This is a genomic window from Variovorax sp. RCC_210 (genome assembly GCF_041355175.1).
Taxonomy (GTDB): domain Bacteria; phylum Pseudomonadota; class Gammaproteobacteria; order Burkholderiales; family Burkholderiaceae_C; genus Variovorax.
On sequence record NZ_JBFUPJ010000002.1, the window covers coordinates 422,521 to 440,864 of the forward strand.

The window sequence follows — 18,344 nt, forward strand, 5'->3', positions numbered from 1 at the left end:
CGACCCCGGCTTTCTCGAACACTCGTTTGGAACGCGCAGAACTCGCAGGCTGGCTGCGGCTTTCACTGACGCCGGGCATCGGCGACGGCGCCGCTCGCCGGTTGCTCGCCGCCTTCGGCTTGCCCGAGCGCATCTTCACGCAGCCCGATGCGGCGCTGCGCGAGGTCGTCTCGCAGGCGCAGGCCGCTGCATTGCAGCAAATACCCGTCAACCTGCAGGCGCAGATCGACCTGACCTGGCAGTGGCTGCACGCCGGCGACAACGGCGTGGTGCGCCGCGTGGTGACGCTCGGCGATGCCGGCTACCCGGCCTCACTGCTCGAAATGACCGACCCGCCGCTCATGCTCTATGTGCTGGGCGCCGCCGACTACGACCTGACACAGCTCGGCCACAGCATCGCCGTGGTGGGCAGCCGCAACCCCACGCCGCAGGGCGCCACCAATGCGCGCAGCTTCGCGCGCGCGCTGGGTGAAGTCGGCTTGCCCGTGGTGTCGGGCCTGGCGCTGGGCGTCGACGGCGCCGCGCACCAGGGCGCGCTCGACGCGGCCGGTGACACGCCACGGCTGGCCACGGTGGCCGTGGTGGGCACCGGGCTCGACCGCGTGTACCCCGCGCGGCACCGCGACCTGGCGCACCGCATCACGCTGCAGGGACTCATCGTGAGCGAGCTGCCGCTGGGCACGCCACCGCTCACGCAGAATTTTCCGAAGCGCAACCGGCTGATTGCCGGGCTCGCGCGTGGCACGCTGGTGGTCGAGGCGGCGCTGCAGTCGGGCTCGCTCATCACCGCGCGGCTGACGTCCGAGCAGGGCAAGGAAGTGTTCGCGATTCCCGGCTCCATCCACTCGCCGCAATCGCGCGGCTGCCATGCGCTGATCCGCCAGGGCGCGAAGCTGGTGGAATCGGTGAGCGACATCCTCGAAGAACTGCCGCCGCTGCAAGCCAAGGCCGCGCCCGGTGCCGCCACTGCCAACGGCGTTGGCCATGCCGACGACACCGCTGAAGACCCGCTGCTCGATGCCCTCGGCTTCGACCCTGTGAGCCTCGACGCGCTGAGCGCGCGCACCGGCTGGAGCGCCGCGGCGCTGCAGGCAAAGATGCTCGAGCTCGAGCTCGACGGCCAGATCGCACGCCTGCCCGGCGGGCTCTTCCAGCGCACGGCCACGGCCTGAACGCATGGGCCTGCCGCGCCGCGGGCAAACATGGCAGCCGAACGTCGCATGAAGGGCACAAACGCAAGGGGCGAGCGACCACTTCCTCGGCTATATTGAGGCCATGTTCGAAGTGCTCGTTTTTGTCTACGAAAACTATTGGCGCGGCGATGCCTGCCCCGAACCCCAGCAACTGGGCCGCAAGCTCAGCGCGCACGGCTTCGAGGCAGAAGAGATCCGCGAAGCCCTTCACTGGCTCGACGGCCTGAGCCTTGCAACGCAAGGCATGCAGATCGAACGCAGCGCCAACGACGAGGCCAGCGCCACCGTCACCTTGCGCGGCGCACCCGAGCCGGCACTGCCGCAATCCGACAACGCCATGCGCGTGTACTCGCAGGCCGAGCAGGAGCACCTGGGCGCCGAGTGCCTGGGCTTCATCCGCTTTCTGGAGTCGTCGAACGTGCTGTCGTGCGGGCTGCGCGAGATCGTCATCGAGCGCGCCATGGCCGCACCGGGCGACCCGGTTGCCATCGACGAGCTGAAGATCATCGTGCTGATGGTGCACTGGAGCACCGGCATCGAGCCCGATGCGCTGGTGCTCGACGAACTCTGCGAGAGCCGCGATGGCCGCATCGCCCACTGACCCCACTGACCCTACCGACCCCGTGAGCTGGCGAACCTGTCGCCAGGCTGCTAGTTCAGCAAGCGCTCGGGGTTCGCATCCAGCTTCGCCAGCGCCTCGCGCGTGGCGCGTACCGTGAGCGTTTCTTCCTCGGCCGGCACCAGCAGGCCTGCTTGCAGGTAGGTCGCCAGCCGGCCGGCTTGAATAAGGAAGCTGCGGCCGTCCGCCGAAGCGAACAGGTGCAGCTGCTTGCGGTCGCTGCGCCACACGAACTGCACCTGGCTCACGCGGTCGTTGTGGTCCAGCATGAACCAGTTGCCCACCTGCAGCTCGTGCGCCCAGGCCAGCATGTCCTCGGGCACCTTGGTGCCAGCGGCGTCGGGAATGACCTCGATCGACGCCGCGTCCACCCCCAGCAGCAGCTCGATGCTGTGGGCGTCGAGCGGCAGCTCGTTGCCGCCGGAGCCGTCGACGTCGCTCACGAAGTCTTCCAAGTGGGTCAGCCGTTCGGCCATGGCCTCGATCTTGGCCTGCGGAATGGCCTCGGTCTTCGACATGAACGCGTCGGACAGCGTCGCACCGATGATCTTGATGTGCGCTTCCTGCGGCTCGTCGACGATGCCCAGCAGCGCCATGCCCTGGCGCAAGCGTTGCAGCAGCTGCGGCAGGTCTTGAATCACGCGGGCGCGGTCGGTGCGGTTGGGCTTGGCGCTCGCGGCCCACACCAGCTCGGAGGCCACGCGCTTGAGCATCACGGTCTGCTCGCCCTGCGCCCCGTAGCGCAGCGCGGCAATGGCCAGCACCTCGGCCCAGACCTTGAACAGGAACTCGCGGATCTCCTCGCGCACCGGCATGTCGTTGAGCATCTTGCGCAACTCGATGGTGTACTGGATCGCCATCGTTTCCTTCTGCTCGACCTGCTGCGCCACGCTCATCACGCGCTGCGTGGTGTCGCTCTGCGTGAGGTAGCGGTTCAGGAAGGCGACGAACTCGTCGAACACCAGCTTGAACACGCGCTGCCCGGTCTCGGGGTACTGCTCGATGACCTGCACCACCCGGCGGATCTCGCCCTCGAGCGCGCTGCCCGTGATGGCGGCGGCATCGAAGCCCATGACGCATGAGCCCATGCGGTCGATCAGCATGCGCGCAGGATGCTGCAAGGTGCCGAAGAACTCGGGCTCGGCGATGGCCACGCGCAGCACCGGCATCTGCAGGCGCGCGAACCACACGCGGGCGGAGAACGGAATGCGCTCCTCGGCCAGGATGGCCTGGAACATCAGCGCCACGATTTCCACCGTGGCCTTGTCGGCCGTGGTGGGCGCTCGCTTCTTGAGCTCGGCGGTGCGCTTGCGCAGGTCGACCGCGGTCTGCTGCATCAGCGTGGCCTGCTCGCCGGTGCCGTCCAGGTACTGGGTGGCGGCCATGCGATAGGCGACCTCGGCGTCGGCGATGGCGCCGGCAAAGGTTCTGGAGAAAACGCGCGGTGCGCCGTTGCCTGCGCCTTGGTTCACCTGGCCCGCACCACCGGAGCCGCCATGGCTGCCATGGCCGCCGGTCGCCCGACCTTCGGTGCCCGGCGCGGTGTACTGCCCCGCGCCCGAACCCGCAACGCCGCCGGGGCCCAGGGCACCGCCGCCGTCACCGCCGATGCGCGCGGCAACGAAACGCTTGAGGCTCAGCAGCGCGGTCTGCGCGCGCTGCCGCGCGATCATCAAGGGCGAGCCGCCGGTGGTGGCCGTCGCCGGCGCCGCACCCGATTGCGCCATGCCCGGCTGCCCTTCGAAGCCGAAACCGGCGCGCTGCGCGCTGCGAGGGCCGGCGGAGGCGGAAGAGACTGAAGAGGCCGAAGAAACGGCCGACCCACCGCCGCTGTCCATCGGCACGCCCGACGCGGTCGCCGGCCCGCTCCCGGCATTGCCGGTGCGGCGCACGAAGCTCTTGAGATCGATCTCTTCCATCACGCCGTTGGCGATCAGGAAGGCGTTGGCATTCTGGTAGGCCTTGACCACCACCTCGACCAGCCCCTGCTGCACGGTGTCCTGCACCCGGGTCCACAGCCCGCGGCTCAGGCCGGCGGCCAGCCATTGCTCGACCAGCAGCTTGGCCAGGGTCTCGGGCTTGAGCACGTCCTTGGCATCGAACTCGTTCGTGCCCTCGAGGTGCTGGATGCGCAGGCGCAAGTCGCTGAGCTCGAAGCCGGCCTTGTCGTGGATCATCTGCGCGAGGCGCGATGAAAGGATGTTGCTTTCGACCACCTCGTCGCCGATCAGCTCCAGCCGCAGCGCCGAAGGCACGGCGGATGCGCTCGCCGTGGCGTCCAGCGCCTTGCGCCAGCCGGTTTGCGACAGCGACACCCAGTGCGTGGCCTGGCCCTGGAACGCGACAAAGTCGTCGCGGTGTTCCTGCATGGCGCGGGCATTGCCGGCCTCGGAGGAGATGGCCGTCAGCCGGTCGCGGATCGCGCGGGCCAGCGGCGCAATGGCGCCTTCCGTGGCCGACACGAAACGCTCACGCGTCTCGCGTGCGAGCTGCAGGGAAGAGGCGGACCGCGCAATGCTCATTGAAAAGTCGGAAGGGCCAAGGTAGTCGATTCGTCAGCAACAACCGCGAGCTTGCATCGGTATGCGCCAGGGCACAAGTGTGGAGAGTGCCCGACGTTGCATGCGAACCGCGGCGCGGCCTTCGCCGCCACCGCACACAGTAACCCCGGAGTATCCGTCAGACCACGGCGCCGGCGTTGGGATCGTCCTCGGATTCGCCGTCGCGCTTGGTCGGGCCGCCCTTCACCAGGTCTTCGCGCTTCACGCCCAGCCACATGGCGATGGCCGCCGCCACGAAGGCCGACGAGTAGATGCCGAAGCAGATGCCGATGGTCAGCGCCAGCGCAAAGTAGTGCAGCGTGGGGCCGCCGAAGAAGAACATCGACAGCACCACCAGCTGGGTGGAGCCGTGGGTGATGATGGTCCGGCTGATGGTCGAGGTGATCGCGTTGTCGATGATCTCGGTGGTCGACAGCTTGCGGTAGCGCCGGAAGTTCTCGCGGATGCGGTCGAAGATCACGACCGATTCGTTCACCGAATACCCCAGCACCGCCAGAACCGCCGCCAGCACCGCCAGCGAGAACTCCCACTGGAAGAAGGCGAAGAAGCCCAGGATGATCACCACGTCGTGCAGGTTGGCCAGCACGGTGGCGAGCGCGAACTTCCATTCGAAGCGGAACGCCAGGTAGATCATGATGCCCACGACCACCATGCCCAGCGCCTTCAGGCCGTTGGTGGTGAGCTCTTCGCCCACCTGCGGGCCGACCACCTCGATGCCGCGCTGCGTGGCCGACGGGTCGACCGACTTCAGCGCGCCCATGACCTGCGCGCTCTGCTGGTCGGAGCTCATGCCCTTCTGGGCGGGCAGGCGGATCTGCACGTCGCGCGAGCTGCCGTAGCTCTGCACCTGCACGTCGGGGTAGCCGAGCTTGCCGATGGCGTCGCGCACCTTGCCGATGTCGGCCGACTGCTCGTAGGCGACCTCCATCACGGTGCCGCCCGTGAACTCGACCGACAGGTGAAGCCCGCGGTGGAACAGGAAGAACACCGCCAACGCGAAGGTGACGACGGAGACGATGTTCAGCACCACCGCGTGGCGCATGAACGGGATCGTCTTGTGGATGCGGAAAAATTCCATGGCGCTTGTCCTCGACCTTTACTTGGTGACCACGGCGGAGCCGTCGGTCGCTGGCCGCCAGACCGTGCCGATGGACACCGTCTTGAGCTTCTTCTTCTGGCCGTACCAGAAGTTCACGAGGCCGCGCGAGAAGAACACGGCGGAGAACATCGAGGTGACGATGCCGATGCAGTGCACCACAGCAAAGCCGCGCACCGGGCCCGAGCCGAAGGCCAGCAACGCGATGCCCGCGATGAGTGTGGTCACGTTGGAGTCCAGGATGGTGCCCCAGGCCCGTTCGTAGCCCGCGTGGATCGCCGCCTGCGGCGACGCGCCGTTGCGCAGTTCTTCGCGCACGCGCTCGTTGATGAGCACGTTCGAGTCGATCGCCACGCCGATGGCCAGCGCCATGGCCGCGATGCCGGGCAGCGTGAGCGTGGCCTGCAGCATCGACAGGATGGCCACCAGCAGCATCAGGTTGACGGCCAGCGCAATCGAGGAGAACAGGCCGAACAGTGCGTAGTACGCGCACATGAACACCATGATCGCCAGGAAGCCGTACATCACGCTCTTGAAGCCCTTCTCGATGTTGTCGGCGCCCAGGCTCGGGCCGATGGTGCGTTCCTGGATGATTTCCATCGGCGCGGCCAGCGAGCCGGCGCGCAGCAGCAGCGCAAGGTCGCTGGCTTCGGCCACCGTCATCGAGCCCGACACCTGGAAGCGGTTGCCCAGCTCGCCGTTGATCGACGGGGCCGTGAGCACTTCGCCCTTGCCCTTCTCGAAGATCAGCATGGCCATGCGTTTCTTGTAGTTCTCGCGGCTGACGTCGCGCATGATGCGGCCGCCCTTGGCGTCCATGGTCAGGTCGACCTTGGGCTGGTTGCTCTGCTGGTCGAAGCCGGGTTGCGCGTCGGTGAGGTTCTCGCCGGTGACCAGCACCTGCTTCTTCACGATCACCGGACGGCCCTGGCGGTCGAGGAATTTCTCGGAGCCGAAAGGCACCGGCCCGCCGCTCAGCTCGGCCGAGCGGCCTTCGGCGCTCTCGTCGACCATGCGCATTTCGAGCGTGGCGGTGCGGCCCAGGATTTCCTTGGCCTTGGCCGTGTCCTGCACGCCGGGCAGCTGCACGACGATGCGGTCCAGGCCCTGCTGCTGGATCACGGGTTCGGCCACGCCGAGTTCGTTGATCCGGTTGTGCAGCGTGGTGATGTTCTGCTTGAGCGCGGCGTCCTGCAGGCGGCGCGCGGCTTCGGGCTTGATGCTGGCCACCAGGCGCCAGTTGCTGCCGTCCTGGCTGTCGGTGGTGCTCAGGTCGGTGAACTGGTCCTGGATGATGCGCTTGGCCGATTCGAGCGAAGCGGCGTCGCGAAAGCTCACCTCCACGGTCTGGCCGTTGCGGCTCACCTGGGTGCCGCGGATGCTCTTGTCGCGGAAGGTGGTGCGCAGGTCGCTCGCGAAGGACTCGGCCTTCTTGTCGATGGCGCCCTTCATGTCCACCTGCAGCAGGAAGTCGACGCCGCCGCGCAGGTCGAGGCCCAGGTACATCGGGAAGGCATGCAGCGAGGTCAGCCACGAGGGCGAGCGCGACAGCAGGTTCAGCGCCACCGTGTAGGGCGGGTCGCTGGCGTCGGGCACCAGGGCGCGCTGGATCACGTCGCGCGCCTTGAGCTGGTCGTCGGGGGTGGTGAACCGGGCGCGCAGCGAACCGGCGTCGAGGGTGACGAGGTCGGGCGTCAGGCTGGCGGCCTTCAGCGCTTCCTCGACCCGGGTCTGGGTGGTGGCGTCGACCTTGACGGTCGTCTTGGCCGCCGACACCTGCACCGCAGGTGCCTCACCGAAGAAATTGGGCAGGGCATAGATGAGCCCCACGAGCAACACGATCACGATGATCGCGTACTTCCAGACCGGGTAACGGTTCATGAGAGAGCGCTTTATCTGAAACGGAACACGGCGTGAATTGGGGCCGTGCGCCGCAAAGCGCAAGGCTCAGCCCACGCTTTTATTGCTTGACGGCGCCCTTGGGCAGGACCTGGACCACGGCACTGCGCTGGACCTTGATCTCCACGCCATTGGCGATTTCGAGGCCCAGGTACTGGTCGCTGATGGAAGTGATCTTGCCGAGCACGCCGCCGGCGGTGGCGACTTCGTCACCCTTGGCCAGGGCCTCGATCATCGCGCGGGCTTCCTTCTGGCGCTTCATCTGGGGCCGGATCATGACGAAATACAGCACCACGAACATCAGCACCAGCGGCAGCATGCTGCCGAGCGAGGACAACATGTCGCCGCCGCCGGCTGCAGCAGGCGCGGTTTGGGCGAAAGCAGAGGAAATGAACAAGAGAGTCTCCAGCAGAGGGAAGAGAAAACGATGGGAGCGCGGGTAGCGCTCACGGTTCCTTGGACTTCGCGGCGGCACGGGATGCGCACCGGAAGTCAAAGCGCGGCGGGGCTTGGCCGCGCACAGCACCGGGCATTGTATTCGGCACGGATGACCGTTCCACGGGCTTATCCGGCGGGGTGGGGAGGGCTTTCCGGGTTTTCGGCCCTGCGAAAGTCAGCTACGTTTTCAATAGCAACGGGCGCCCAGAGGGCGCCCGTGATGCCGTTGAAGGGGCCGAAAACTCAGGCCGCCACGCGCTGCGCCTGCGGATTGCGCCACTTGCCCATCAGTTCGCTCCAGCGCGCACGCGCCGCCACCAGGTTGCGATCCTTCACGTGGCCGTAGCCGCGGATCTGCTCGGGCAGCCCGGCAATCTCCAGCGCCAGGGCGTGGTTGTCGGCGCGCAGGCCGGCCATCACTTCCTCGATGCTGGCGCGGTACTCGCCGATCAGCGCGCGCTCGGTCTTGCGCTCTTCGGTGCGCCCGAAGATGTCGAGCGCCGTGCCGCGCACGCCCTTGAGCCTGGCCAGCAGGCGGAAGCCCGTCAGCATCCACGGGCCGAACTTCTGCTTCTGCAGCTGGCCCTTGGCGTTCTTCTTGGCGACGATGGGCGGCGCCAGGTGGTAGTTGAGCTTGTAGTCGCCCTCGAACATGCCCTCGACGCGCTCGAGGAAGCTGCGGTCGGCGTGCAGCCGCGCCACCTCGTACTCGTCCTTGTAGGCCATCAGCTTGAACAGGTAGCGCGCCACCGTCTCGCTCAGGCCGGTGCGGCCCAGCGCCGACTCGGCCTGCTGCACCTTGCCGACGAACTGCTTGTACTCGGCGGCGTACGCGGCGTTCTGGTAGCCCGTCAGGAACTCCACGCGGCGCGCGACCAGGCTTTCGACCGTCTCGCGCTTCTTGAACTCGATGACCTGGCCCGGGCGCACGCGCTTCTGGAACTCTTCCGGGCGCACCGCGGCCTGGCGGCCCCACTCGAAGGCGGTCTTGTTGTTTTCCACGGCCACGGCGTTCAGCTCGATGGCGCGCATCAGCGACTCGTGCCCCAGCGGCAGCCAGCCCTTTTGCCAGGCGTAGCCCAGGATCATCGGGTTGACGTAGATGCTGTCGCCCATCAGCGTGGTGGCGGCCGCGTCGGCGTCGAAGGTGCCCATGGCGTCGAGCCCCACGGCGCGCGCAATTTCGGCTGCGCAGGCGTCTTCGGGGTTCTGCCAGTTGGCGTTGCGCACGAAGGCCGCGGTGGGCGAGCTGTGCGTGTTGAGCGCGACGCGCGTGCGCCCTTCGCGCATGCGTGCCATGGTTTCGGCGTTGATGGTGACCAGCGGGTCGCACGCCAGGACCAGGTCGGCCGCCGCGGTGCCCACGCGGGTGGTGCGAATGTCGTCCTGCGTGTCGCCGATGAGCACGTGGCTCCAGGTGGCGCCGCCCTTTTGCGCGAGGCCGGCCGCGTCCTGCGTGACGATGCCCTTGGCCTCGATGTGCGCGGCCATGCCCAGCAGCTGGCCGATGGTGATGACACCCGTGCCGCCCACGCCCGCCACCACCACGCCCCAGACCTTGCCGCCCACCAGCGACGGCAGCGCGGGCTCGGGCAGCAGGCCGAACTCGGCCGGCGTGGCGCCCTTGCTCTTGCTCTTCTTCTTGAGCTGGCCGCCCTCGACCGTGACGAAGCTCGGGCAGAAGCCCTTCAGGCAGCTCATGTCCTTGTTGCAGCTGCTCTGGTTGATGGTGCGCTTGCGCCCGAATTCGGTTTCCAGCGGCTCCACGCTCAGGCAGTTGCTCTGCACGCTGCAGTCGCCGCAGCCTTCGCAGACCAGTTCGTTGATGACCACGCGCTTGGCCGGGTCGACGGCGGTGCCCCGCTTGCGGCGGCGGCGCTTTTCGGTGGCGCAGGTCTGGTCGTAGATGATGGCCGTGGTGCCCGGCATGGCGCGGAACTCGCGTTGGATCTCGTCGAGCAGGTCGCGGTGCTTCACCTGCACGTGGTCGCCCGGGATGCTCACGCCTTCGTATTTTTCAGGCTCGTCCGTGACGATGACGACCTTCTTCGTGCCCTCGGCATGCAGGCTCTCGGCAATCTGCAGCACCGAGTGGCCTTCGGGCCGCTCGCCGACCTGCTGGCCACCGGTCATGGCGACCGCGTCGTTGTACAGAATCTTGTAGGTGATGTTCACGCCCGCCGCGATGCTCTGGCGAATGGCGAGCAGGCCGCTGTGGAAGTACGTGCCGTCGCCCAGGTTCGCGAAGATGTGCTGGTCGGTGGTGAAGGGCTGCTGCCCCACCCACGGCACGCCCTCGCCGCCCATCTGCGTGAAGCCGATGGTGGAGCGGTCCATCCAGGTGGCCATGAAGTGGCAGCCGATGCCGCCCAGCGCGCGCGAGCCTTCGGGCACCACGGTGCTGGTGTTGTGCGGGCAGCCCGAGCAGAACCAGGGCTGGCGCGAGGCGTCAGCCACGCTGGTGGAGGCCTGCTGCACCACCATCGACCGTTCCTTGGCCTCCAGGATGGCCAGCTGCGCGTCGATGCGCGCGGCCATGTCGGCGCCGGCCGCGGCCAGCACGCCGGTCTTCTTCAGGCGCGCGGCGATGGCCTTGGCGATCAGCGCGGGGTTCAGGTCGGCGTTGGCGCGCAGCAGCGTGTGCGCGGTCGGGTTGGGCATCGACCATTCGCCGCCGGAGTAGCCGTCGTCGCTCGCGCCCTGGCCTTCGTCGAACTTGCCGACCACGTTGGGCCGCACGTCGGAGCGCCAGTTGTAGAGCTCTTCCTTCAACTGGTATTCAATGACCTGGCGCTTCTCCTCGACCACCAGGATTTCCTGCAGGCCGGTGGCGAATTCGCGCGTGAGCTGTGCTTCCAGCGGCCACACCACGCCCACCTTGTGCAGGCGAATGCCCAGCTGGCGGCAGGCCGCGTCGTCCAGGCCCAGGTCGATCAGCGCCTGGCGCGTGTCGTTGAAGGCCTTGCCGCTGGCCATGATGCCGAAGCGGTCGTTCGGCCCCTGGATCACGTTGTAGTTCAGCCGGTTCGCGCGGATGTAGGCCAGCGCGGCGTACCACTTGTAGTGCATGAGCCGGGCTTCCTGCTCCAGCGCATGGTCGGGCCAGCGGATGTGCAGGCCGCCGGGCGGCATTTCGAAGTCGGTGGGAATGACGATCTCCACGCGCTCTGGGTCGATCATGGCCGTGGCGCTCGACTCGACGATTTCCTGGATCGTCTTCATGCCCGACCACACGCCCGAGAAGCGGCTCATGGCGAAGGCGTGGATGCCCAGGTCGAGAATTTCCTGCACGTTGGCCGGGAAGAACACCGGCGTGCCGCAGGCCTTGAAGATGTGGTCGCTCTGGTGCGCGGCGGTGGAGCTCTTGGAGATGTGGTCGTCGCCCGCCACCGCGATCACGCCGCCGAACTCGGTGGTGCCGGCCATGTTGGCGTGCTTGAACACGTCGGAGCAGCGGTCCACGCCCGGGCCCTTGCCGTACCAGATGCCGAAGACGCCGTCGAACTTGTTGGTGCCCTGCGGGGAGAAGCCCAGCTGCTGGGTGCCCCACAGCGCGGTGGCCGCCAGCTCTTCGTTGACGCCGGGCTGGAAGACGATGTTCTGTTCCTTCAGGAACTTGCTGGCCTTCCATAGCGCCTGGTCGTAGCCGCCTAGCGGGGAACCGCGGTAGCCGCTGATGAAGCCGGCGGTGTTCTTGCCGGCCTGCTTGTCGCGCAGCTGCTGCAGCATGGGCAGCTTGACGAGGGCCTGGACGCCGCTCATGAAGGCCCGGCCGTAGTCGAGCGAGTATTTGTCGTCGAGCGTGACCGTTTCGAGGGCCTTGCGAATGTGCGCGGGCAGCGGTGCATTCATTTTGTCTGTCTCCGTGTGGCAGGGCCTTGTGGGCCTGGCTAATGGGTGTGGGTCTGTGCCCGGGTAGGGCGCGAGCCCATGATCACGCAAAGTGTATGCCGGGGTCCGCGACAGGTGTTTGCGTTCTTTGCCCCGAAAAACGCGGTTCCAGAAAGAATCTTGCTTAATATCCACGCCCATGGAAAGCATTGACAAGTTCGACCTCGCAATCCTGCAAGAACTGCAGGCCGACGGCCGCCTCACCAACGCCGAGCTCGCCCAGCGCGTGGGCCTGTCGGCCGCGCCCTGCTGGCGCCGCGTGCGCGCGCTGGAGGAATCCGGCTTCATCAAGGGCTACCACGCCGAAATCGACCGCCACAAGATCGGGCTGGGCGTGCTCGCTTTCGTGCGCGTCGACACCGAGCGCGTCACCCACGAGGCCACCCGCAAGCTGGAAGACGCCATCCGCAAGCTGCCCGACGTGGTCGCCTGCCACTACATCAGCGGCACCGGCACCTTCGAGCTGCAGGTGGTGGCGCGCGACCTCGACGGCTTCTCGGCCTTCGCGCGCCAGCACCTGATGAACCTGCCCAACGTGAAAGACCTGCACACCAGCTTCTCGCTGGGCGAGGTGAAGGCGAGCAGCGCGCTGCCGCTGGGGCACCTGGCGCGCTGAGCGAGGAAAAGGCGAGCGCGACAAGCGGAAACGAAAAAAGCCGGCTCCTCGCGAAACCGGCTTCCTGAAAAAGGCAATTGCGGGGCGCTGGCCCCGCGACGTCATTTCACCTTCAGAAGGTGATGTCCTTCTCGACTTCCTGCAGCTTGCGGCGCGCCAGCGCCAGGTTCGACTTGGCCTTGTCCAGCACGTAGTAGATGAACACGCCTTCCTTCTGCGCCAGCGGGCGCAGCAGGTGGTATTGCTTGCCCAGGGTGATCAGGATGTCCTCGATCACGTCGTTCAGGCCCAGCGAGCGCATGGTCTTGAGCTTGGCGCGCACCACCTCGGTGTTGCCGGCGGCGGCCACTTCCAGGTCCACGCCGGTGCCGCCCGCGCCCAGCATCATGCCGCTGGCGGAGTCGACCACGGCCGCGCACAGGGCGCCGTCGGCGGTCAAAAGGTTGTCAATGCTTTGCTGGATCGTTGCCATCTCGGTGTTTCCTATCGGTCATGCGTATGAAAAGAGCGGGGGCGCCGCATGCAAACGCGTCCCCGCTCGCTGATTCGGATCGGTGCCGCCGGGTTTTCAGGCCAAGGGCTGCACAGGCTGCACGGATTGCAGGGGATCGGCTTGCTCCGGCTGGTGCGCCTCGAGCAGCTTCACGCAGGCGGCAGTGCGGTACATCACCTGCGCCAGCACCGCGCTGGCGCCGGCGATCACGTTCACCACCAGCTCGGTCTCGCCATTGCGCACCGGGCTGAACAGGGCGAAGCCGTCGTCGGTGGCCACGGTCGTGCACTTGCAGCGGCCCAGCCGGGCTTCCTGCGACACCACGGCGCCCATGGCCGAAATGGAGCTGGCCATGGCCGCGATGCGCGACGGGTCGACGCTGCGCACGCTGGCGCTGGCAATCTCGAAACCGTCGGGCGTGGCGATGACCACGGTGGTCACGCCCGCGATGTCCTCCAGGATGCGCTGCGCCTCGGACGCGGCCTTGAGCTTGAGAAGGCGGCTGATGTTCACAGGGCGGCTCCGGTGTCGGTGACTTCGATCTGCATCAGCAGCGTGTCGATGAGGGAAATGACGTCGTCGCCCCGGCGCAGGTCGACCGCGAGCACCGGAAGCACCAGCCCGCGGGCCTGCAGCGCGCGGGCGTAGTCGTCCAGCGAGGGCGAGGGGTGCGACTCGCTGCGGCTGATGCCCAGCGCGCAGGGCATGTGCTGCAGCGCGTCGGCAAAGCCGTCGAGGTAGGTGGCCAGGTCTTCCAGCGGCGCGGGGCGCGAGTTGTCCAGCAGGATGGCCAGGCCCAGCGCATCGCGGATCAAGATCTTCCACATGAAGTCGAAGCGGCTCTGCCCCGGCGTGCCGTACAGGCGCAAGCGGTCGCCGTTGTCCAGCGTGAGCTCGCCGAAGTCCAGCCCCACCGTGGTGGTGGCCTTGTCCACCGAGCGGTCGGCGTTGGCGACGTCGGTCGAAATGGGCGCCCGCTCGCTGATGGCGGCAATGGCGGTGGTCTTGCCGACGCCCATCGGGCCGGTGAAGACGAGTTTGTATTCCCTCAAGCGATTTCCCCTGGACGCACGAACGGATTGGTGAATGAACAAATAGAAGAGAAGCGGTGCGGCGCGCCGCAGCCCGGCGTGGCTCGGAGCAATGCGGCGCTCAGGCCAGCCCGAGCCGCCGGCGGATGCGCGAAAGCAGGCCGGTGCGCTCGCGCGCGTCGCCGGCGAGCCCCGCGAGCCCCGCGTTACCGGTGGCCCTGGCCGCCATCACGTCGCGCGCGGCGGCATCGGGCGACCATGCCAGCACGCCCTCCTGCTCGAGCAGGCCCATGAAGGTCGAGCATTCGTCGACGTCCACGCGGCTCAGCGCGCTCAGGCTTTCGGCGGACTGCGCGCTCTTCGACAGCGCCGCGGCCAGCCGCAGGTACACCGGGTTGCGCTGCATCGTGATCTGCGCGGGCCAGCGCACCAGCGAGGCGCGGTCGCGCGCCGAGCGCTCCACCGCCGCGGCGGTCGCCCAACCTTTGTCCTTGTCCTTGTCTTTGTTCTTGTGGACGCCCGCCGTCAACTCGTTGAGCAGGTCGACCAGTTCTTCCGCGAAGATCGGCCGCGCCAGCGTGCGGCCGGCGGCCGGCGCGCCGGCATTGGCCTGGCCGCGCTGCACCATGGGCACCATCACCACGGGCGCCGACGGCGCGTGCCAGGTGTCGATGGGCGTGGTGCTGTCCACCAGCAGCACGTCGCAGTTGCCCGACTCGCTCACAGTCCAGGTGGTGCGCAGGTTGGAGCTCAGGCGAACGATGATCTTCAGGAGTTCGACCTCCACCTTCGGGATTCCCAAGACCCCCAAAACGAGTGACATGACTGCTTACCTGCCCGTGTTTCTAATGGTCAGATATTGCTACATATGTGAACTAAATGATTCTTGAGGGGCGAATCCGTTGCGCGCTTCGAGAACAAATGCACAACAAAAGAGCGTGCCTGACGCAGTGCAGCAACGCCCGGCGCGCCCGGTCGCCGGGCCGGGCACCGGTCTTGCAGGCATAGAATCCCCGGCCTCCAAAGCCAACAATCCACCCTCCCGGGAGACTCCATGAACCGCATCCGGCGCGCACTTTCGTTCGGCATCCCGCTCGGCCTCGCTGCCGCGGCGGCCAGTTTCTCGCTCGGTGCCCAGGCCCAGAATCGCGAACTCACCGTGGCTTCCAGCGCCACCTACGCGCCCTTTGCCTTCGAGAACAAGGACAAGCAGATCGTCGGCTTCGACATCGACATCATCAACGCCATCGCCAAGCAACAGGGCCTGAAGATCAAGATCGTCAACACGCCCTTCACCGGCATCTTCGGCGCGCTGAACAACGGCGACGTCGACCTCGTGATCTCGGGCGTCACCATCAACGAGAAGCGCAAGCAAAGCTACGACTTCACGCCGCCCTACTTCGCGGCCCGCCAGCTCATCGCGCTGCCGAAGAACAGCAAGGTCGCCTCGCTGAAGGACCTGGCCGGCAAGAAGATCGCCGTGGTCAGCGCCTCCACCGCCGACGACATCGCCTCGCGCGAATTCGGCAAGACCAGCCCCGACATCCGCCGCTTCGAGAGCACGCCGCTCATCATTTCCGAGCTGGCCGGCGGCGGCGTCGACGCGGCCATGGGCGACAACGGCGTCATTGCCTACCGCGTGGCGCAGAACCCCGAGCTGAAGACGCTGGACGACAAGTCGTTTCCCGAAGAGGGTTTCGGCATCGTCGTGAAGAAGGGCGACAAGGCCCTGCTCGACAAGCTCACGGCCGGCCTGGCCGCCATTCGCGCGGACGGCAGCTACGTGACCATCTACAAGAAGTGGTTCAACAAGGACCCGAACGTGCGCTGAGCCGCACGGCATTTCCCTGAACACGGCCGCCCTCACGCGGCCGTTTCGTTTTTCGTTGACTGATGAGCTGAGGACGCAAGCATGGAACAACCGGTGCTGCTTTTTGGATGGTTCCGGTGGGACATCCTGGTCGAATACAAGGACCTGTTCTGGCAAGGCGCCTGGATGACGCTGCGCATGACGGTGGTCTGCGTGCTGCTGGGCGCGAGCTGGGGCCTGTGCCTGGCGCTCGCGCGGCTGGCGCAACCGCGCCACGCGCCCTGGACCTGGGTGGCGCGCTTCTTCCTGCGCTGGCCGGCCACGGTGTACGTGAGCTTCTTTCGGGGCACGCCGCTGTTCGTGCAGATCCTGCTGATCCACTTCGCGGTGATGCCGGTGTTCATCCATCCGACCTCGGGCCTGCTGATCGACGGCGAGCTCGCGCGCACGCTCAAGCAGGAGCACGGCGCGCTCATCTCTGGCGTGGTGGCGCTCACGCTCAACTCGGCCGCCTACATCTCCGAAGTGTTCCGCGCGGGCATCCAGTCGATTTCGCGCGGGCAGTTCGACGCGGGCCGCTCCATCGGCTTCACGCCCGCGCAGGTGATGCGCTACGTGGTGCTGCCGCAGGCCTTCAGGCGCATGCTGCCACCGCTGGGCAACAACGCCATCGCGCTGCTGAAGGACACCTCGCTGGTCTCCGCCATCGGCCTGGCCGAGCTGGCCTACGCGGCGCGCACCGTGGCCGGCGCCTATGCGCGCTACTGGGAGCCGTACCTGGCGATCTCGGTCATCTACTGGGTCATGACGCTGGTGCTGACCACGCTGCTGCGGCGCCTGGAAATCCACCTCGCGCGCAGCGACCGGGGCTGAGCGCAAAAAGCACGGCGCCACAATAGCGCCACATGCCACCCATATCCACCGAAGAGACACCGATTCCGCCCGCGCGGCCGCAGCCATCGAAGCTCGCGGCCCTCGAGCCCCTGAAGCTCCCCGTGTTCCGCATGCTGTGGAGCACCTGGCTCATCGCCAACATCTGCATGTGGATGAACGATGTGGCCGCCGCGTGGATGATGACCTCGCTGACCACCTCGCCCATCTGGGTGGCGCTGGTGCAGTCGGCCTCCACGCTGCCGGTGTTCCTGCTGGGGCTGCCCAGCGGGGCGCTGGCCGACATTTTGGACCGCCGGCGCTGGCTGGTGGCCACGCAGTTCTGGCTGGCCGGCACCGCCATCGTGCTGTGCGCCGCGCTGGCGCTCGACCTCATGACCGCGCCGCTGCTGCTGGCGCTCACCTTCGCCAACGGCATCGGGCTGGCGCTGCGCTGGCCGGTGTTCGCGGCCATCGTGCCCGAGCTGGTGCCGCGCCCGCAGCTGCCCGCCGCGCTGGGCCTGAACGGCATTGCCATGAACGCCTCGCGCATCATCGGCCCGCTCACCGCAGGCGTGCTGATCGCCAGCGCGGGCAGCGTCTGGGTGTTCGCGCTGAACGCGGTGCTGTCGGTGGCCTCGGGCTTCGTGGTGCTGCGCTGGCGGCGCGAGCACACGCCCAACCCGCTGGGCCGCGAAAAGCTCATCGGCGCCATGCGCGTAGGCGTGCAGTTCGTGCGGCAGTCGCAGCGCATGCGCGCGGTGCTCACGCGCGTGTCGATCTTCTTCTTTCACTCGACCGCGCTGCTGGCGCTGCTGCCGCTGCTGGCGCGCAACCTGCAGGGCGGCGGCGCCGGCACCTTCACGCTGCTGCTGGCGGCCATGGGCGCGGGCGCGATCATCGCCGTGCTGTTCCTGCCGCGGCTGCGCCAAGCGCTGGGGCGCGACCAGCTGGTGCTGCGCGGCACGCTGCTGCAGTCGGGCGCCACCGCGGTGATGGCCTTTGCGCCCAACGCCTGGGTCGCGGTGCCGGCGATGTTCTTCGGCGGCATGGCGTGGATCACGGTGGCCAACTCGCTGTCGGTGTCGGCCCAGCTCGCGTTGCCCGACTGGGTGCGCGCGCGCGGCATGTCGATGTACCAGATGGCCATCATGGGCGCGAGCGCCATCGGCGCCGCCATCTGGGGCCAGGTGGCCACGGTGAGCAACCTGGAAATCAGCCTGGCCATCGCCGCCGTGAGCGGCACGCTGCTGATGCTGGCCGCGCTGCGCTGGGTGACCGACCTGAGCGGCGAGGACGACACCAGCCCCGCGCAGGCCGGCTGGGCCGCCGGGCCGCCGGCCGAGGCGCCGCAGGAGCACGGCCGCGTGGTCATCACGGTGGAGTTCTTCATCGACCCGGCCCGCGCCGCCGCCTTTCACCTGGTGATGCAGCAGACCCGCCGCGCGCGCCTGAGCCAGGGCGCCGTCGGCTGGGAGCTGCTGCACGACATCGCGCAGCCCGAGCGCTACGTGGAGCAGATCGTGGACGACTCGTGGACCGACCACCTGCGCCGCTTCAACCGCGCCACCGCCAGCGACATGGCGCTGCGCGAGCGGCGCCTGGCGTTCCACCTGGGCGAAACGCCGCCGGTGGTGACGCGGTACGTGGTGCGGCGATGAGCGGGCAGATCGCAAGCGGCCGCTGCGGGCGGGGCTGCTCGGCTTGGCGCTCTTCAGCGCCGCGATCCTGAGCACGCCGCACCTGCTGACGGCCGTCGCCGCCTGAACAACCCTGGACGGCCTGGGACGCCTGCCAGATGTATCCACGGCGTCTCGCCGCGGCAAC

Annotated in this window: 15 protein-coding genes; 6 read left to right on the forward strand and 9 right to left on the reverse strand. The window is 67.6% G+C overall.

The annotated features are described in order from the left end of the window. Positions 1 to 26 precede the first annotated feature (26 nt). Positions 27 to 1,172 carry a DNA-processing protein DprA gene (gene dprA / locus AB6807_RS10045; RefSeq protein ID WP_371084435.1) on the forward strand — a complete coding sequence of 382 codons (1,146 nt, stop codon included), beginning with the start codon at positions 27 to 29 and terminating at the stop codon, positions 1,170 to 1,172. 103 nt (positions 1,173 to 1,275) lie between these two features. Beyond that, positions 1,276 to 1,794, forward strand: a complete 519-nt coding sequence (locus AB6807_RS10050; RefSeq protein ID WP_371084436.1) for a DUF494 family protein — start codon at positions 1,276 to 1,278, stop codon at positions 1,792 to 1,794. A gap of 50 nt (positions 1,795 to 1,844) precedes the next feature. Here AB6807_RS10050 and AB6807_RS10055 read toward each other — a convergent pair whose 3' ends face one another. The 5 genes from AB6807_RS10055 to AB6807_RS10075 form a co-directional block, all read right to left on the reverse strand. Beyond that, positions 1,845 to 4,334: a DUF1631 family protein gene (locus AB6807_RS10055; RefSeq protein ID WP_371084437.1), complete on the reverse strand. Its 2,490-nt coding sequence runs from the start codon at positions 4,332 to 4,334 to the stop codon at positions 1,845 to 1,847. Positions 4,335 to 4,491: 157 nt separating this feature from the next. Beyond that, positions 4,492 to 5,451, reverse strand: coding sequence for a protein translocase subunit SecF (secF, locus tag AB6807_RS10060; protein ID WP_116910347.1), 960 nt, complete (start codon positions 5,449 to 5,451; stop codon positions 4,492 to 4,494). Between the two features lie 18 nt (positions 5,452 to 5,469). Beyond that, positions 5,470 to 7,350 carry a protein translocase subunit SecD gene (gene secD / locus AB6807_RS10065; RefSeq protein ID WP_371084438.1) on the reverse strand — a complete coding sequence of 627 codons (1,881 nt, stop codon included), beginning with the start codon at positions 7,348 to 7,350 and terminating at the stop codon, positions 5,470 to 5,472. A 79-nt stretch (positions 7,351 to 7,429) separates the two neighbouring features. Continuing rightward, positions 7,430 to 7,765 (reverse strand): preprotein translocase subunit YajC, encoded by a 336-nt coding sequence (gene yajC / locus AB6807_RS10070; protein ID WP_056577179.1) that lies wholly within the window; start codon positions 7,763 to 7,765, stop codon positions 7,430 to 7,432. A gap of 284 nt (positions 7,766 to 8,049) precedes the next feature. Then, on the reverse strand, positions 8,050 to 11,658 hold the full coding sequence (locus tag AB6807_RS10075; RefSeq protein ID WP_371084439.1) for an indolepyruvate ferredoxin oxidoreductase family protein: 3,609 nt from the start codon (positions 11,656 to 11,658) through the stop codon (positions 8,050 to 8,052). Between the two features lie 178 nt (positions 11,659 to 11,836). On the opposite strand from AB6807_RS10075, the gene AB6807_RS10080 reads away from it, so the two are divergent. After that, the gene (locus tag AB6807_RS10080; RefSeq protein WP_116910350.1) at positions 11,837 to 12,313 is read left to right on the forward strand and encodes an Lrp/AsnC family transcriptional regulator; all 477 of its coding nucleotides are present in this window, start codon (positions 11,837 to 11,839) and stop codon (positions 12,311 to 12,313) included. Positions 12,314 to 12,425: 112 nt separating this feature from the next. Here AB6807_RS10080 and AB6807_RS10085 read toward each other — a convergent pair whose 3' ends face one another. The 4 genes from AB6807_RS10085 to AB6807_RS10100 all read right to left on the reverse strand — a co-directional run bounded on the left by AB6807_RS10085 (position 12,426) and on the right by AB6807_RS10100 (position 14,624). After that, a complete protein-coding gene (locus AB6807_RS10085; RefSeq protein ID WP_116910351.1) occupies positions 12,426 to 12,785 on the reverse strand; it encodes a hypothetical protein in 360 nt (119 codons plus the stop codon). Between the two features lie 96 nt (positions 12,786 to 12,881). Next, positions 12,882 to 13,319, reverse strand: coding sequence for a roadblock/LC7 domain-containing protein (locus AB6807_RS10090; protein ID WP_371084440.1), 438 nt, complete (start codon positions 13,317 to 13,319; stop codon positions 12,882 to 12,884). Then, positions 13,316 to 13,858: an ATP/GTP-binding protein gene (locus AB6807_RS10095; protein ID WP_207786717.1), complete on the reverse strand. Its 543-nt coding sequence runs from the start codon at positions 13,856 to 13,858 to the stop codon at positions 13,316 to 13,318. The genes AB6807_RS10090 and AB6807_RS10095 overlap by 4 nt, the downstream gene beginning before the upstream one ends. 100 nt (positions 13,859 to 13,958) lie before the next feature. Continuing rightward, a complete protein-coding gene (locus tag AB6807_RS10100; protein ID WP_371084441.1) occupies positions 13,959 to 14,624 on the reverse strand; it encodes a hypothetical protein in 666 nt (221 codons plus the stop codon). A 267-nt stretch (positions 14,625 to 14,891) separates the two neighbouring features. On the opposite strand from AB6807_RS10100, the gene AB6807_RS10105 reads away from it, so the two are divergent. From AB6807_RS10105 to AB6807_RS10115, 3 genes are all read left to right on the forward strand, one after another. After that, positions 14,892 to 15,668 (forward strand): basic amino acid ABC transporter substrate-binding protein, encoded by a 777-nt coding sequence (locus AB6807_RS10105; RefSeq protein WP_116910355.1) that lies wholly within the window; start codon positions 14,892 to 14,894, stop codon positions 15,666 to 15,668. An 81-nt stretch (positions 15,669 to 15,749) separates the two neighbouring features. Then, on the forward strand, positions 15,750 to 16,520 hold the full coding sequence (locus tag AB6807_RS10110) for an amino acid ABC transporter permease (RefSeq protein ID WP_371084442.1): 771 nt from the start codon (positions 15,750 to 15,752) through the stop codon (positions 16,518 to 16,520). Between the two features lie 32 nt (positions 16,521 to 16,552). Then, positions 16,553 to 18,178 carry an MFS transporter gene (locus AB6807_RS10115; protein ID WP_116910357.1) on the forward strand — a complete coding sequence of 542 codons (1,626 nt, stop codon included), beginning with the start codon at positions 16,553 to 16,555 and terminating at the stop codon, positions 18,176 to 18,178. Positions 18,179 to 18,344: the final 166 nt, after the last annotated feature.

What these genes read in the sequence shown, in the direction of transcription:
- AB6807_RS10075 (WP_371084439.1), bottom strand. Translation starts at nt 11,658, where the DNA reads ATGAATGCACCGCTGCCCGCGCACATTCGCAAGGCCCTCGAAACGGTC.
- AB6807_RS10080 (WP_116910350.1), top strand. Translation starts at nt 11,837, where the DNA reads ATGGAAAGCATTGACAAGTTCGACCTCGCAATCCTGCAAGAACTGCAG.
- AB6807_RS10105 (WP_116910355.1), top strand. Translation starts at nt 14,892, where the DNA reads ATGAACCGCATCCGGCGCGCACTTTCGTTCGGCATCCCGCTCGGCCTC.
- AB6807_RS10055 (WP_371084437.1), bottom strand. Translation starts at nt 4,334, where the DNA reads ATGAGCATTGCGCGGTCCGCCTCTTCCCTGCAGCTCGCACGCGAGACG.
- AB6807_RS10050 (WP_371084436.1), top strand. Translation starts at nt 1,276, where the DNA reads ATGTTCGAAGTGCTCGTTTTTGTCTACGAAAACTATTGGCGCGGCGAT.
- AB6807_RS10085 (WP_116910351.1), bottom strand. Translation starts at nt 12,785, where the DNA reads ATGGCAACGATCCAGCAAAGCATTGACAACCTTTTGACCGCCGACGGC.
- AB6807_RS10110 (WP_371084442.1), top strand. Translation starts at nt 15,750, where the DNA reads ATGGAACAACCGGTGCTGCTTTTTGGATGGTTCCGGTGGGACATCCTG.
- secD (WP_371084438.1), bottom strand. Translation starts at nt 7,350, where the DNA reads ATGAACCGTTACCCGGTCTGGAAGTACGCGATCATCGTGATCGTGTTG.
- AB6807_RS10115 (WP_116910357.1), top strand. Translation starts at nt 16,553, where the DNA reads ATGCCACCCATATCCACCGAAGAGACACCGATTCCGCCCGCGCGGCCG.
- secF (WP_116910347.1), bottom strand. Translation starts at nt 5,451, where the DNA reads ATGGAATTTTTCCGCATCCACAAGACGATCCCGTTCATGCGCCACGCG.